Below are 13,818 nucleotides of genomic sequence, written 5' to 3'. Positions count from 1 at the left end.
TTCAGCCCCAGAGTGTCGACCGGACATGTTCCGGCCATTGCTTCACGTCGAGCCCATGGGTGTGGAAGAGCGCCAGCGCGATGCGCTCCAGGCCGAAGCCGACGCAGGCCGTATGGGCGACACTGCCGTCGACGAGGTTCAGGCCCCATTTCTGACCGAACGAGTCCTGATGATAGTTGAAGCTCATGCAGGCGGTCGGCTTGGCTGCGGAGGTGATCGGGATCAGCAGCTCGAATTTGAGGTTCTGGTCGCGCTGGTTGTTGACCAGCATCTTGCCGGCCCGGCCGAAGAACGGGTCGTTGGCGATGTCGATCTCGACCTCGAGGCCGACCGACTTCATCATCTCGACGCCGCGATCCATCCACAGCTGGCGGAAGTCGGTGACATGGCTTTCGGTGCCCATGCAGACATATTCGCGCATGCGAAACAGCTGCTGGCGCGCCGGGTCCTTGGATGGCTCATGCCGGAAGCAATAGCTTTGCAGGTCGAAAAGAGCGCCGCCGGCCGGAAGGTTACCGCGGCGGGCAATCGTCGGATAGAGCGGATAGCAGGCCGCCGGCGTCAGCACGATATCGGTTGCCTGCTGGCCCGCCGTCCAGTCCTCCTCGCCGACCTCCATGCATTTCAGCAGGCTCATATGGTCGAGCTCGTTGCCGCAGAAGGAGTGGACCGTGCCGGCCAATTGCGGAAAGCTTTTCATGTAGCCGCTTTTTTCGAAGAATTCGCGGTTCATGCCCGGCGGGAAGCGCATGGCTTCGGCGCCGTCGCCGCCACCGACTTTGTCGATCAGCCGTTCGAAGGCGGCGATGACGTCTTCGAAATGGCCGCTGCGGCCATAAAGTCCATCGACACCCGTATCGATCAGCAGGCCGGCATCGAACAGGCGGTCGAGAAAGGAGATTTGCATGTCCATGGCTTCACCTCATTCGTTTCAAGATGTGCGTTGACGTGACGAGTGGGCGTCAGCCGAAGAGGCTGGTGTCCGGTTTCTGCACGAGAAGCATGGTCGACGTATTGCCGAGGATGCGGTCGTTGGAGATCATCAGCTGCGCCGAATGGGCGTCGCGCAGGTGCCGGCCGAGGCTGTAAGGCGTGCCGTTCTTGTAGCCCATGATGCCGCAGACGATCATCGCCTGGTTGATGATGGTGAGGATCGTTTCCGAGGAGGCCAGCTTGACGTTGTTCATGGCGACCGAAAAAGCCATGGAAGACAGCTGGTCGGGATCGGCCTTCGCATCCGCATAGACTTTCAGGCCGGAGAGGATGTTGGCTTTCAAGAGCTGCAGAAGGCTTGCAGCTTCGGCAAGCCGCAGCGCGCCGGGCGGCTGGCTGCCGGGAGCCTTACGGGCGGCGGCGCGGACGAAGGCCTGGGCACGCAGAACCGCGTCGGCGGCAATGCCGTACCAGACCGCGCTCCAGAGCAGATGAGAATTGGCCAGCATGGATTGCGCCGCAATTTCCGCAAACGGCTTCGGGAAGATCTGCACGGCCGGCGCTTCGCCCTTGAACAGGAAACCGTCGGAGCAGGTGCCGCGCATGCCGAGCGTGTCCCAGCTGACGGTTTTTTCCAGGCTGTACTGGCCGCGCCTGAACACGGTCATCACCTGGTCGGTGGAGGCAGCGTTTTCGTGAGCGCGCGAGGTCACCATGATAACGTCTGCATGGGCGCCATAGGAAATCACGGTCGCATCTTTGATAAGTCGGCAGGTATTGCCGTCCACATCGATGGCGCAGATCGAGTTTCGCATATTGCCGCCGATGCCACCCTCCGTCGTTGCCGAGGCGACCAGCAACTGACGTGCAGCAAGCTCGCGCATGAAGTCCATATGCCATGGGCTCTCGCAGCCATGTTCCACAAGGCTGGAAACCTTGATCTGGTGCATGGCAAAGACCATGGCGGACGCGGCGCAGGCCTGGCCGAGAACGACGCAGATTTCAGCAAGCTCTTCGATGGAAGCGCTCTCTCCGCCAAAGCGGAGAGGGATCTGGACGCCGAGCAGGCGCTCGACCTTCATGGCGTTAACGGCCTCTTCCGGGAACCGTGCGTCCCGGTCCACCTGGTTGGCAAATTCGGCCGCCACCGCAGCGACGCGGCGAGCGCGCAGGCTCATGCTCATGTCGGTTGCGAGCGCGGCAAGGCTCATCAGGCAGCCTCTTTGCTGTTGAGGATTTGTGTCAGCGTCTGCTCGATGGCGGCAATGCTGGCAAAAGATTTGCGGTTCAGCAGGCTGTCGGGGAATTCCAGGTCGAAGGCTTCCTCAATGCCGAGCATGAGCTGCACCGACGCAAAGGAGGAAAGGCCCACGGCATAAAGGTCGGCGTCATCCGCCAAGTCTGTCACGGGGACTGGCAAGCCACCCAGTTTGGCAAGAAGTTCGCGAATGGTCTCGTTCATCTCGACATCTCCCGATCGTTCGTTTCGCTATCATCGCTGGCTGCATCCTTAGGCGGGAAAGCATAAAAATCCGGAAAAAAACCTGGTGAAAATCGGGCTGCGGGATTCGCTAGGATTTGAGGAAACTCCTGCCGATGTTCCAGCTCGACAAGAGCGGAGCCGAGAACTCTATGAGGTTCCGCATTCGTGTGGGCTCTTCGATCTTTGACACCACGGCAGGACACTGCGGGGCGGCGGAGTGTTGGCAGAAGGCAGAAATCGATGAAGTCGGTTCCAAGAGCCGTAGGATGAATGCAAAGCCGAGCCGGAGACGTCACCGCGGCGGGTATGCATGTGCCTCGCCGCGAAAATCGCTGACGGAATAGCAGCCGCCTTCGCGGCGAACGGCGCTTTCGCCGATCACTGTCTTGCCGTGGCCGCCGGGAATGTCCAGCACATAGGTCGGTTGGCAGAGGCCGGAGATATGGCCGCGAAGGGCGGAAACGATTTTCTGACCTTCGGCGATATCGAGTCGGAAATGGCTGGTGCCCGGTGCGAGGTCGGGATGGTGCAGGTAATAGGGCTTGACCCGGGTCTCGACGAAAGCCTTCATCAGGTCGCCGAGTACGGCCGGATCGTCATTGACGCCGCGCAGCAGCACGGTCTGGCTCACCATCGGAAACCCTGCATCGATCAGTCGGGCGCAAGCGTCACGGGCCTTGCCGGTCAGTTCGCTCGGATGATTGGCATGCAGCGCGACATAGACGACCTTGCCGCTTTCCTTGAGCGCCGCGATCAGCGCCTGGTCGACATGATCCGGGTCGACCACCGGCACGCGGGTGTGGAAGCGGACGATCCGGACGTGGTTGATGGCCGCCAACCTTCGCATGATGGCTGCCAGCCGCCGGGGCGACAAAACCAGAGGATCGCCGCCGGTGAGGATGACCTCCCAGATTTCCTTGTGCTCGCGGATATAGGAGAAGGCGGCATCCAGGTCTTCCGATGAAAGCGTACCGTCGCCCTTGGGCCCCACCATTTCGCGCCGGAAGCAGAAGCGGCAGTAAACGGGGCAGATGTGCACCGCCTTCAGGAGCACCCGGTCCGGATAGCGGTGGACAATGCCTTTGACCGGGCTGTGGGCCTCATCTCCGATCGGATCGGCGCGTTCCTCCGGCGTTGTCACCAGTTCCGCCGCATCGGGAACGAATTGCCGCCCAATTGGATCACTCGCTTCGGCGCGGTCGATCAGCGAGACGACCGTCGGCGTGAGGGCGATCGCATATCGTTCCGCCACTGCCTTGATAGCATCCACTTGCTCCGCATGAACCAAGCCGGCCGATGCCAGTTCCTCCGCAGTCTTCAACGAACGGGCGGGAATCATGGAAAAACCTCCGCGACGGGCGCCCACATGACCTGTTCGATCCGTGTCGCGCCGGTTGCCAGCATGGCGAGACGGTCGAAGCCGAGGGCTGCGCCGCTCGCCTCAGGCATGATGCTCAGTGCGGCGAGGAAATCCTCGTCGATCGGATAGGTCTCGCCGTAGATGCGGGCCTTTTCCGCCATCTCGTGCTCGAACCGGCGGCGCTGCTCGCCCGCATCGGTCAGTTCGCCAAAGGCATTGGCAAGCTCCACCCCGCAGGCGTAAAGCTCGAAACGGTCAGCCACGCGCGGATCACGGGACGAAGGGCGGGCAAGAGCCGCTTCCGAGATCGGATATTCGCAAAGGATCGTGGCGCGGCCCTGGCCGAGATTGGGTTCGACCCTTTCGACCAGCACCTTGCTGAACAGGTCCGCCCAACTGTCGTCTGTGGCATAGCGGATTCCCGCTTCGGCGAGTCCGGCGGCCAATTCGTCACGGTCAGTCTCGCCGCTTGCCGCGACCGAGGCGAGCAGGTCAATGCCGGCACAGCGTTCAAAGGCTTCCGCCAGCGTCAACCGCTCCGGCTCGGCGAACGGATCGACCTTGAAGCCGTTGAAAGTGAAACTCTTCGTCCCGACCGTCTCCGCGGCAAGGGCCAGCATTTCGGCGCAATCGGACATTAGCTGCGTGTAGTCAGCGCCCACCCGGTACCATTCCAGCATCGTGAATTCCGGATGATGCAGCCGCCCGCGCTCCCGGTTGCGGTAAACATGCGCAAAGGTGAAAATGCGCTCTTCGCCCGCCGCCAGCAGCTTCTTGGCTGCAAATTCAGGTGACGTATGAAGATAGAACGGTGCGGCCCGCCCGTCGATGGTGAGGGCCTCGGTCGAGAAGGCGTGCAGATGCGTCTCATTGCCGGGGGAGACCTGAAGGGTGGCGGTGTCCACCTCCAGGAAGTCGCGCGTTCTGAAAAAGTCGCGCAGACAGGTCTGGATCGCGTTGCGTCCCAGGAGGAAGGGCCGGCGATCGGCATGACGATCGGGCCTCCACCACTGCGGACGGGATATGGCAGGTACGGACGAGTTCATTTGCGGCTTTCTTTGCCGGTTCTCCCCCGCAAGGCTTCCACTTTGCGCGGTTTTGGAGTAGTTCCGCCCGGAAAGCAGACGATCCGTCCTTCGGGCCGGTTATCGCCCGGTCCTCTACGACGCATTTTCGGCAGTTACAAGCCGGTTCGCTACATAAGGAATCCTATGGTCAAGGTCATCGCCTCTTCCGTCCGCAAGGGCAACGTCATCGACGTCGACGGCAAGCTCTATGTCGTTCTCACCGCGGAAAACTTCCATCCCGGCAAAGGTACGCCCGTCACGCAGGTCAACATGCGCCGCATCGTCGACGGCGTGAAGGTGGCGGAACGCTGGCGTACCACCGAGCAGGTCGAGCGCGCCTTCGTTGAGGACGTCAACCACCAGTTCCTTTATGAAGACGGCGAAGGCTTCCACTTCATGAACCCGGAGACCTATGATCAGGTCGTCGTGGATGTGGATACGATGGGCGACCAGAAGGCTTATCTGCAGGAAGGCATGACCTGTATCCTGTCGATGCATGAAGGCATTGCGCTGGCCCTCCAGCTGCCGCGCCACGTGACACTCGAAATCGTCGAGACGGAACCGGTGACCAAGGGCCAGACGGCATCGTCGTCCTACAAGCCCGCCATGCTGTCGAACGGCATCCGCACCAACGTTCCGCCGCACATCGATGCCGGAACCCGCGTCGTCATTGCCACGGAAGACAATTCCTACGTGGAACGTGCCAAGAACTAAGCTGCACTTGCTGCTTCGGCGGCTACCGCCCGACAAAAAACCTCCGAAGTCAGACTTCGGAGGTTTTTGTATCCGGGATAAAAGGCCGGCATCAGCCGGCCGTATCCAACCGATCAGTTCTTGACAACGAGAGCCACCTTGGTCGGCGCTACGGTCTTGCCAACCGCATAACCGCCACCCACTGCGACGTTAAGCGAGATGTAATCCTGCGCCATCTGCTGCACGGCCTGGGCGAGGTTCGCCTGAGCAGTGGAGACCTGGCGCTGCGCGTCGAGGACGTCGAGCAGCGAGGATGCACCATCGCGATAGCTCGCCGTCGCGAGTTGCAGCGCTTCCTGGTAAGACTTGACGGTGGCCCGCAGCGCCGAAACAGTGCGGCCGTCGCGAGCCACTGCGGCAAGCGCGTTCTCGACTTCTTCCACGCCGTTGAGGACGGTTTCCTTCCAGGCCAGATAGGCTTCACGAGCTGCCGATTCCGACGAAGACAGGTTCGCCCGCAGTGCTCCGCCGTCGAAGATCGGCAGGCTGAGGGACGGACCAAAGGACCAAGACAGCAGGCCTGCCTCGGCAGCGCCGGACTTCGTGTAGGACGGGGTAATCGAGCCGCCCAGTGTGATGGCCGGATAAAGCTGAGCTTCGGCAACGCCAACCTGAGCTACTGCGGCTGCCAATGCGCGTTCGGCGGCACGGATGTCCGGACGGTTACGGATCAGGTCAGCCGGAATGCCAGATTTCGGGTTGAAGCGGGCAACCGGCTGGCCGCCGCTCCTTTTCTGTAGTTCCGAGACGAGCGACGACGCCGGCAGCCCGAGCAAGGTCGCGATCCGGTGCGCCGCTTGGCGGAACTGGGTTTCCAGAGCAGGAATATCTGCCAGCGTGGAATTAACCAGACCTTCTGATTGCACGACGTCCAGACGGGAGGCGGCACCCGCTTCGAGCTGCAGCTTGGTCAGGTTCAGCGTTTCGCGGCGAGAACCCAGGTTCTGCTGGGCGATAGCGATGCGCTCCTGATAATACCGCACGTCGATATAGGCGGATGCTACCTGCGACAACAGGGTCAGGCGCGCGATATCGACGTTGGCATAAGCCGCGTCGAGATTGGCAAGCGCCGCTTCCTTGGACCGGCGATAAAGGCCGAACAGGTCGAGGAACCAGGAAGCGCTCAGACCGCCGCTCACACTCGTCTGCGGGGTGCTGGCCGCAAGTGCTCCGGCATTGCCGCCGATGTCCTTGCTGCCGCTGCGCTCTGCCTGAGAACCGAGGTCGAGCGAGGGCAGGCTTCCTGCGCCGGCGCTGACGACAGAGGCCTGCGCTTGGTTAATACGTTCCAGCGCCTGGAGAACATCGAGATTCTGCGACAGACCTTGCTCCAGATAGCCGTTCAGACGACGGTCGCCGAATGCCGTCCACCAGGCATTCATGGCAACGTCGCCATTGCTGGCCTTAGAGCCCTCTGCGAACTTGGTCGGCAATGATATACGAGGTGCTGTGTGGTCCGGGCCGACGACGCAGCCGGACAAAAGTAGCAGGACGAGAGGAGCGGCTACGCGGATGGATGTCATGTCTTTGTCCCAAAGCCTTACTGATAGCTCCGCATCCTGCAGAGCAAACCTAACTTGGCGTCGCCGACTCAAAATACTGGTTCGGCGACTTAGTCGCTAGCAATCCGTTAACAGATTCACACTCTCTTCTCTCGTTTTTCACGGTTTGATAACCGGCGAACGACAACAAAGAAGGACGGAACAAAGAAAATTCCGAGGAGTGTTGCAGAAAGCATACCACCAAGCACCCCGACGCCGATAGCGTTCTGCGCCGCCGAGCCCGCTCCGGTTGCAACTGCAAGCGGAACAACCCCTAGAATGAAGGCCAGCGAGGTCATGATGATCGGGCGAAGCCGAAGCCGCGCAGCCTGCAGGGTCGCCTCGATAATGCCAAGACCAGTTTCTTGTCGGTCCTTAGCAAACTCCACGATAAGGATCGCATTCTTTGCCGCCAGACCGATTGTCGTCAGCAGACCGACCTTGAAGTAAACGTCGTTCGACTGGCCGAGGAGGTGGGCAGCGAGAAGCGCGCCAAGGACGCCGATCGGCACGGCAAGGATGACCGAGAAGGGGATCGACCAGCTTTCGTAAAGAGCTGCGAGGCAGAGAAAGACGATCAGGACCGACAAGGCATAAAGAACCGGCGCCTGAGAGCCGGATAACTTTTCCTGGTACGAAATGCCCTGCCAGGCCACCGTATAGCCGCCGGGCAGCGCCGTCACCAGCCGCTCCATTTCATCCATGGCCTGACCGGTGCTGACGCCGGGCTTCGAAGAGCCGTCCAGCGATATGGCGCTGGTGCCGTTATAGCGTGCCAGCTGCGGCGTCCCGTTAACCCATTCCAATTTGCTGAACGAGGAAAACGGCACCATTTCCCCTGCCGTATTGCGCGCATACCAGTATTTGATGTCGTCCGGCTGCATGCGGTAAGGAGCATCACCCTGCACATAAACCGGCTTCAGCTCGTTGTTGAGCGTGAAGTCATTGACATCCCGACCGGCAAAAATGGTTGCCAGCATCGAGTTGACCGAAGCGAGATCCACGCCCATGGCGCCGAGCTTCTCCTGGTCGAGAAGGATCTTCATCTGGGTTTCATTGCGCTGGCTGTTGGAGCGCAGGGTGCTGATATAGGGATTGGTTGCGCTTTCGCTAATCAGTTGCTGGCTCACCCGGGTCAACGCGTCATTGCCGTTGTTGCCGCTGTCGACGACATAGAGCGAAAAGCCGCTCGAATTGCCCAAGCCCTGGATCGCAGGTGGCAGCAGCGCAAACACCTGGGCGTCACGCAAGCTGAAGAAATAGCCTTGGGCGCGCTGCAGGATTTCGGCCGCCGATTGGCCGGTGCCCGTCCGCTGATCGAAATCCTTGAGTTTGGTGAAGACGATGGCGTTGTTCTGGCCGGTTCCGTTGAAGCTGAAGCCGAGGGCCCCGAAGACCGCGTCGACATTGTCTTTTTCCTTTTCCATGAAGAAGGTTTCGATCTTCTTCACCACTTCTTCCGTGCGGGCCGTCGTCGATCCAACCGGTGTCTGGATGATCGTCATCAGCACGCCCTGGTCTTCCTGGGGAAGGAAGGAGCTCGGCAGCCGCGTGAAGAACCAAGCACAGCCGCCGACGATCAAAGCGAACAGGATCATTACCCGCAGCGGGCGCTTCAACAGGTAGCCGATCGTGCCGACATAGCCATTGGTTGTGCGGTCGAAGCCGCGGTTGAACCAGGCGCCGATTCCGCGGCCCTTCTTATCGTGGTTGATCGGCTTCAGCATGGTTGCGCAAAGCGCAGGCGTCAGCACGATCGCGATGAGGGCCGAGAGCAGCATGGCTGAGACAATGGTGATCGAGAACTGGCGATAGATGATGCCGGTCGAGCCGCCGAAGAAGGCCATTGGAATGAAGACGGCCGTCAGGACCAGCGCAATACCGACAATGGCGCCAGTGATTTCATGCATGGACTTTTCAGTGGCTTCCAAAGGCGACAAGCCTTCTTCATCCATGATGCGCTCAACGTTTTCGACCACCACGATGGCATCGTCGACAAGCAGGCCGATGGCCAGGACCATGGCGAACATGGTCAGCGTATTGATGGAGTAACCGGTGATGGCCAGGATGCCGAAAGTGCCAAGAAGCACGACCGGCACGGCGATCATTGGTATGAATGTCGCCCGTAGGTTCTGAAGGAAGACCAAAAGGACCACGAAGACGAGAACGATCGCCTCGATCAGCGTGTGCACGACCTTTTCGATCGACAGCTCGACGAATGGCGTCGTGTCATAGGGATAGGTGATTTCCACGCCCTGAGGCAGGCCTGGGGCAACACGCGTAAGTTCTGCCCGCACGCGGGAAGCCGTATCGAGCGCATTGGCGCCGGTTGCCAGGTTGACCGCAAAACCTGCTGCCGGCCGAGCATTCTGGCGCGAGCTGCCGCCATAGGTTTCCTGGCCAATTTCCACCCGTGCCACGTCGCTAAGCCGCACGGTTGCGCCGTCCTGCTCGACCTTGAGGATCACCCGCTCGAAATCATCGACAGTGGTCAGCTGGCTTTGCGCCGTCATGGTGACCGTCAGCTGCTGGCCTTCGAGAACGGGCTGCGCGCCCAGAGAGCCCACCGAAACCTGGGTGTTCTGGGCTTCGATCGCAGAAGTGACATCGGAGGTCGTCAGCTGGTATTTCTGCAGCTTGAACGGGTCGAGCCAGACTCGCATAGCGTAGCCGGAACCGAAGACATTGATGCTTCCGACGCCTTCGAGACGCTGGATCTGATCCTCGATCGAGGTAGCGAAGAGGTCACCGAGGTCGACGGAACTGCGCGTTCCGTCTGTCGACACCAAAGCGCCGACCAACAAAATGCTGGATGTAGAGCGCGCGACTTCGATTCCCTGCTGCTGCACCACGTCGGGAAGCTGGGACTGGACGAGTTGCAGCTTGTTCTGCACCTGCACCTGGGCAATGTCCGGCATAATGCTGTTGCCGAAGGTCAAGGTTACGGTGGAGCGGCCAGTGGAGGAAGCCGACGTCATATAAGTCAAATCATCGAGGCCGGTCATGCCGTCTTCGATGATACTGGTCACCGATTTCTCTACGGTCTCGGCACTGGCGCCGCTGTAGGAGGAGGTAATTCGCACCGTCGTCGGGGCAATGTCAGGATATTGCGAGATCGACAAGGTCGAGATGGCAAGAGCACCGCCGAGCATGATCACGATTGCGATGACCCAGGCGAAGACCGGTCGCCGGATGAAGAAATGCGCCATTCAGATATTCCTTGCCAAATCTCTAGCTGCGGTTCCGGCGTCGATCATGGCTTGGCTTCGTCCACCTTCGGCTTTTCAACCGCAAAGCCCTGCTCGTTGACCGTCGCCTCCACCGGCTGAACCGGAGCGCCGTCGCTGATCCACTGGAACCCGTCGACGATCAGGCGATCGCCGTCTGTGATGCCGTCGGTGACCAGCCAGTTATTCCCGGAGGACTTGCTCACCGTGAAGGTGCGGGTTTCCACCTTGTTGTCCGCGCCTACGAACTTGGCAGACAGTTCACCCCGGGCATTGCGGGTCGCTGCCCGCTGCGGAATGAGGTAGCCGTTCTCGTTGCCGACGGTGATGCTGGCGCGCACATACATGCCCGGCAGGATGATGTCGTCCGGGTTGTCGAAGAGAGCCCGGATTTGGTAGGTTCCGGTGGTTTCACTGACGGCCATTTCGGACATGTCCAGCTTGCCGGTCAGCGGGTAGTTAGTGCCGTCCTCGAGCTTCAGCCGGATGTCGGCCTTGCGCGGGTCACCGCTCAGGCGGCCGGATGCCATGGCAGCGCGAAGATCAAGAAGGTTGGTGCTGGAATCGATGAGGTCTATGTAGATCGGGTCAAGCCGGCGCAATGTGGTCAGCGCCGTTGTCTGATTGGCGGTGACGATATTGCCAATGCTGACGGCGGAAATGGTGGTAACGCCATCGAAAGGTGCCCGGATCTTCGTCAGGTCTAGATCGATTTCTGCCGACTGAAGGGCCGCCTTTGCTTGTTCGACGTCGGCCTGCGCTTGCAGCAAAGTCACCTTGGCATTTTCGTATTCGATCTGTGTGGCACCGCTGTTGACCAGGCGCTCGTAGCGATTGAGGTTGGCCTGCGCCGAAGGAATGCTGACCTGGGCTTTTGACAATGTTGCCTGAGCTTGCGCGAAGGCCGCGGCATAGGTGTTGTCCTCGATCTGGTAGAGGATGTCGCCGGCCTTCACTTCGCTGCCTTCCTTGAAGGCGATTTCCTTGATCGCGCCCGTGACCCGCGGACGAATTTCCGCGGTCTGGAATGCAACCGCGCGTCCCGGAAGAATGGCGGTGATCGGCCGCTCGGCTTTTTTCATAACGACCACACTGACCGCCTGCGGCGGCTTTTGCGGCGCGCCTCCATTGGCGGCGCCGCCTGCCGACTTCTGGTCACCGGAATCGCTGCAGGCGGCAAGCAAAACGGGAAGAAGGAGGAAAAGTGCAAGTTTGCGTCCGGTCATGGCGTCGTCCAAGGCAGGTGTTGCGCATCACCGCCCGACCATTGGTCCGACGGCAGGAAGAAGGTTAACTCGTATGCAGCTTACGGAACAGTGGCCGGGACCAAGAGTTTCCACCGCGGGTCGATTGAAGTGACGTAAGTAACCTATCGTCACTTTGCAAGCGGCTTTTGCAGCGCAGCATTCACAAGTTCGGCAAGTGCAGTGCAACGCTCGCGCAGTTCCTCCTCGTCGCCTCCGATCAAGAAGACGGGATGCAGGACGCTGGCAAAGGCGGATGCGACCGTCCGATTGATCGGTGTATCGGCCGAACAGGTATACACGCCGCTGGAAATGCCGTGACGGATAAGGTCGGAGAAGAGATTCTCGATCAACTCCTTATAGTGCCGGCCACTGGGGAGGTTGGCTTCAGACATGACGACCAGCATCTCAAAGAGAAATGGGTTTTCGCGGATATCGGCCAGATGCGCTTCCATCAGCTTGCGCACCACGATGGCCAATCGTTCGGGCGCCGGGGCCGGTTCGTCGAACGCCTGGAAACGCCCGATCATATGACTGATATGGCGATCACAGATGGCGTCGGCAAGAACCGCTTTCGACTGAAAATGCTTGAAGACATTGGCTGGGGACATTTGCAGCTCGCCGGCCAGGTCGGCGATGGAGAAGCCGGATATGCCTTTCTTGCGCAAAAGGGCTTCCGCTGTGACGAGGATATCGTCTCTCGTTTCCTCGGCTTTGCGTCTCGGTCTTCTCAACCGACCCTCCCATCATCCGCTTGCGCCAGATGCCCGCATCAGCCGGCGACGAAAAACGACTCGAGATTGCGGCGGATCCGGGCAAGCACAGTTTCGCCGATTGTGTCGGGCGAAAACGGTCGGCCGGTGATGGTTTCATAGGCACTCCGGTAGACTTGTGCGGTTTCGGCGACCAGGTCCTGCGGGATCTCGGGGATGGCATCCTTATAGGGATCGCAGCGTTCCACCACCCAGGACCGGATGAAATCCTTGTCGAAGCTCTTCGGGCGGCCGCCATTGCGGAAGGCCGCCTCATAGCTGTCGGCGATCCAGTAGCGGCTGCTGTCGGGCGTGTGGATTTCGTCGGCAAGCATGATATTGCCGTCGAGATCCGTGCCGAATTCATATTTCGTGTCGACGAGGATCAGTCCCTGTTTTGCCGCCAGCTGCTGTCCGCGGGCAAAAAGCGCCAGCGCATAGTGTGACAGGGTTTGCCACTGCTCGCGCGTCAACAGGCCATGCTCGAGGATCTCGCCGGGCGTCAGCGGCTCGTCATGGCCGCCATCAAAGGCCTTACTGGTCGGCGTGATCACCGGCTGCGGCAGGACTTGGTTGTCGCGCAACCCGTCTGGAAGCGCCAGACCATACATATTGCGTTCGCCATTCTTATAGAGGGTCAGCAGCGACGTGCCGGTGGTGCCGGCCAGATACCCCCGTACCACAACTTCGACTGGCAGGATGTCGAGACGCTTGCCGATGACGACATTGGGATCCGGATAGGCGAGCACGTGATTGGGGCAGATGTCGCCGGTCGCCTCGAACCAGTAGCGCGCCGTCTGGGTCAGCACATGCCCCTTGTCGGGGATGGAGGTGAGGATGCGGTCGAAAGCGCTCAGCCTGTCGGTGGCAATGATGATGCGCCGGCCGTCGGGCAGATCGTAATTTTCGCGCACCTTGCCGCGATAGTAATTGGGGAGCTCGGGGATGAAGGCGTCTGAGAGGATGCGCAAGGAATGCTCTTTCCGGATAGGAGCCCAAAATGGCATGTTGATGTGCTGGCTATCGCATATTTTGCTGCACCTGCACAAGAATATGACCATTGCTGGGGGTCAGCGTATGGCCGCCCTTGGCCTGCTTTTGCCCATCATCCCTTATAAATCATCCTTTTGCGCCCCATCTTTTGGTCATCAGCGAGACATTGAGCATGATGCCGTGGCGGTTTTGATCGCGACAGATTTCGAGGTGTGTCTTCGGGTCTTGATCCGAGAGCGGTATTGGTCGGCGATTTTGCCGGTATCGGCTGCCGGTTTAGATTGAGTTCCGGATTATGGTTTCAAATCATCGCCTTACATCTTTTTCTTGTTTTTCGAAAAACCTGTGTTGACTTGTTTGGTTGGTTAGATTTATAAACCGCTCACTGACGAGGGCGGCGGCGCTGCTGGCGACGAAGTCCTTTGTTCTTGAGAAATCCTTATTAAGTTGGCGCATGCTGATTGG

At 59.9% G+C, this 13,818-nt stretch carries 12 protein-coding genes; 2 read left to right on the top strand and 10 right to left on the bottom strand.

The window, feature by feature from the left end; genetic code table 11:
- Position 1: 1 nt before the first annotated feature.
- The 5 genes from E2F50_RS20855 to epmA form a co-directional block, all read right to left on the bottom strand.
- Positions 2-913, bottom strand: coding sequence for an amino acid--[acyl-carrier-protein] ligase (locus E2F50_RS20855; RefSeq protein ID WP_133318122.1), 912 nt, complete (start codon positions 911-913; stop codon positions 2-4).
- 49 nt (positions 914-962) lie between these two features.
- Complete coding sequence (locus E2F50_RS20850; RefSeq protein WP_133318121.1) at positions 963-2,144, bottom strand: acyl-CoA dehydrogenase family protein; 1,182 nt, start codon at positions 2,142-2,144, stop codon at positions 963-965.
- Positions 2,144-2,395, bottom strand: a complete 252-nt coding sequence (locus E2F50_RS20845) for an acyl carrier protein (RefSeq protein ID WP_133318120.1) — start codon at positions 2,393-2,395, stop codon at positions 2,144-2,146. The genes E2F50_RS20850 and E2F50_RS20845 overlap by 1 nt, the downstream gene beginning before the upstream one ends.
- 313 nt (positions 2,396-2,708) lie before the next feature.
- Positions 2,709-3,755, bottom strand: a complete 1,047-nt coding sequence (locus E2F50_RS20840) for a lysine-2,3-aminomutase-like protein (RefSeq protein ID WP_133318119.1) — start codon at positions 3,753-3,755, stop codon at positions 2,709-2,711.
- Positions 3,752-4,822, bottom strand: a complete 1,071-nt coding sequence (gene epmA / locus E2F50_RS20835; protein WP_133318118.1) for an EF-P lysine aminoacylase EpmA — start codon at positions 4,820-4,822, stop codon at positions 3,752-3,754. Before epmA ends, E2F50_RS20840 begins: the two co-directional genes overlap by 4 nt.
- Positions 4,823-4,987: 165 nt before the next feature.
- Here epmA and efp point away from each other — a divergent pair, with 165 nt between their 5' ends.
- Positions 4,988-5,557 carry an elongation factor P gene (gene efp / locus E2F50_RS20830; RefSeq protein ID WP_133318117.1) on the top strand — a complete coding sequence of 190 codons (570 nt, stop codon included), beginning with the start codon at positions 4,988-4,990 and terminating at the stop codon, positions 5,555-5,557.
- Between the two features lie 113 nt (positions 5,558-5,670).
- Here the strand turns inward: efp and E2F50_RS20825 are convergent, their stop codons facing one another.
- From E2F50_RS20825 to E2F50_RS20805, 5 genes are all read right to left on the bottom strand, one after another.
- The gene (locus E2F50_RS20825) at positions 5,671-7,119 is read right to left on the bottom strand and encodes an efflux transporter outer membrane subunit (RefSeq protein WP_133318116.1); all 1,449 of its coding nucleotides are present in this window, start codon (positions 7,117-7,119) and stop codon (positions 5,671-5,673) included.
- A gap of 116 nt (positions 7,120-7,235) precedes the next feature.
- Entirely contained in the window at positions 7,236-10,346 is a 3,111-nt protein-coding gene (locus E2F50_RS20820; RefSeq protein ID WP_133318115.1) for an efflux RND transporter permease subunit, read from the bottom strand.
- 44 nt (positions 10,347-10,390) lie between these two features.
- On the bottom strand, positions 10,391-11,590 hold the full coding sequence (locus E2F50_RS20815) for an efflux RND transporter periplasmic adaptor subunit (protein ID WP_133318114.1): 1,200 nt from the start codon (positions 11,588-11,590) through the stop codon (positions 10,391-10,393).
- 149 nt (positions 11,591-11,739) lie between these two features.
- Positions 11,740-12,342 (bottom strand): TetR/AcrR family transcriptional regulator, encoded by a 603-nt coding sequence (locus E2F50_RS20810; RefSeq protein WP_133318113.1) that lies wholly within the window; start codon positions 12,340-12,342, stop codon positions 11,740-11,742.
- A gap of 38 nt (positions 12,343-12,380) precedes the next feature.
- On the bottom strand, positions 12,381-13,331 hold the full coding sequence (locus tag E2F50_RS20805) for a phosphoribosylaminoimidazolesuccinocarboxamide synthase (RefSeq protein ID WP_133318112.1): 951 nt from the start codon (positions 13,329-13,331) through the stop codon (positions 12,381-12,383).
- 34 nt (positions 13,332-13,365) lie between these two features.
- Between E2F50_RS20805 and E2F50_RS20800 the strand changes: the two genes are divergently transcribed.
- Complete coding sequence (locus E2F50_RS20800) at positions 13,366-13,638, top strand: hypothetical protein (protein WP_133318111.1); 273 nt, start codon at positions 13,366-13,368, stop codon at positions 13,636-13,638.
- Positions 13,639-13,818: the final 180 nt, after the last annotated feature.

This window comes from Rhizobium deserti (assembly GCF_004358025.1).
GTDB classification, from domain to species: domain Bacteria; phylum Pseudomonadota; class Alphaproteobacteria; order Rhizobiales; family Rhizobiaceae; genus Neorhizobium; species Neorhizobium deserti.
Note: the sequence above shows the minus strand (reverse complement) of the source record. Positions and strands in the feature narration are given on the sequence as shown.